The sequence below is a fragment of the Acinetobacter tianfuensis genome (assembly GCF_003611465.1).
Classification (GTDB): domain Bacteria; phylum Pseudomonadota; class Gammaproteobacteria; order Pseudomonadales; family Moraxellaceae; genus Acinetobacter; species Acinetobacter tianfuensis.
In genome coordinates this window covers 1-1,912 of sequence record NZ_RAXV01000080.1, presented here as the reverse complement: position 1 = coordinate 1,912, position 1,912 = coordinate 1, and the positions used below count along the sequence as shown (strand labels likewise).

General features: G+C 47.9%; 1 protein-coding gene. It reads left to right on the top strand.

Annotated elements, in window-relative coordinates; genetic code table 11:
* The coding region (locus D7V32_RS16905; protein WP_147394246.1) for a type VI secretion system Vgr family protein at nt 1–1,912 on the top strand (1,912 nt) is incomplete at both ends.

The following is a 1,912-nucleotide window of genomic DNA, read 5'->3' as shown; positions in this document are numbered from 1 at the left end:
ACAAGTCGCTGTTGATCAAGTCACCGATCAGGGTGAACTCTTCCGTACGACAGGTATCATCACCGAAGCCACTCAAGGCCAGAGTGACGGTTCACTCACGCTGTATAAACTCACTCTAGAAGATGCAACTTCACTGTGGCATAAACGCCGCAACAGCCGTGTGTTTATGAACAAATCGGTTCGTGATGTCAGTGAAACTCTCTTTAAAGAATGGCAAAGCAAAAGCCCGCTCTTTGCTGCCAGTCTAATGCTTGATCTAAGCGGTTTAAGCCAAAACTATGATGTACGACCGTTCATCATGCAGTCAAATGAAAGTGATTATGACTTTTTAACGCGTCTTTGGCGCAGTGAAGGCATTAACTGGCTCATTGATGAAGCACAGCTGAAAGTACGGCATTCCTCAGCGCCAATTGAAAAACAAAAACTTCGCCTGATTGATGACAATAGCCAATATCAAGCACTCAGCCGCCGCAGCATACGTTTTCATCGCTCCAGTGCCACGGAAAAACAAGACAGTATCACTAGCTTGATCGGCGAACGCAGCATGCAGCCGACTGCAGTACATGTACAGCGCTGGCAAGCCGATGGCCTCAGCCAAGAAGAAGGTGCAGGTTCAGTTCAAAGCAAACATCAGCATAGCCAACACCAAGACAATGCCAGTTTAAGTTTGGAGCAAGCATGGCATGTCAGCCCTGCGTGGATGCAAGACCTCAATGCTGAAGACCAAGCCACTGCGGCATCTAATAGCCAAATTGAAAAACTGAATCAAAACCTAACGCGCTATCACGAGCTGCAATCGAAAAAATTCAATGCACAATCGACCGTACGTGATACCCAAGTGGGCTACTGGTTTGAACTGAACGAACATCCAGAAATCGATCAGCACAGCGGTGCAGACAAACAATTCCTGATCACTGAAAAGAAATTCTATAACCAAAATAACTTACCTAAAGATCTCACCGAACAAGTCAATCAACTGATTGAACAAAGCCAGTGGAACATTAAACCCATCCATGAACAGGCCGAGCGTCTGGCCAATCAGCTCACATTGCAGCGCCGAAATATTGCGACTGTTCCTGCATATAACCCGCTCAAACATCGTCCAAGTACCCATCCGCAGCGCGCCAAAGTTGTTGGGCCAAGCGGTGAAGAAATACATGTCGATGAATGGGGACGTATCAAAGTCCGTTTCTTATTTACTCGAGGAGATGACCACAGCCATGATGGCGGTGCAGGCAGTAATGACAATGACACGGACTCTGCATGGGTAGATGTACTGACTCCATGGGCAGGTGAAGGCTATGGCGCACGCTTCTTGCCGCGTATCGGCGAAATCGTGGTCATCGATTTCTTTGACGGCAATATCGACCGGCCATTTGTGCTTGGGCGCATACATGAAGCACAGCGCAGTCCAACCCAATTTGATAGTAAAGGTAAACTGCCGGACACCAAAAAGCTGGCTGGAATAAAAAGTAAGGAAGTCCAAGGCGAAGGCTTTGGGCAACTGCGTTTTGATGACACGACTGGGCAAATCTCAACACAATTACAAAGCACCCATGGCGCAACTCAGCTCAACCTAGGGAGCCTCAGTCATCCCAAAGAAACTGCAGAAAGTGAAGGCCGAGGCGAAGGCTTTGAACTGAGAACGGACCAATGGGGTGCAGTACGGGCAGGACAAGGGCTACTTGTCAGCACACACCCGCAGCAACAAGCGGCAGCCATGCACCTTGATGCACAACCCGCAAAAGCACAAATCGAAGCCAACTTAAACAGCAGCAATGCCTTAAGTGAAGTGGCGAAAAATCAACAAACCGACCCGCTTGAAGTCCTAGACAACCTGAAAAACTTCCTTGGCCAAATCGAAAAAGGCAGTCAAGAAAAAGCCGATGCTTTTAAACAAGCCTTAATGATT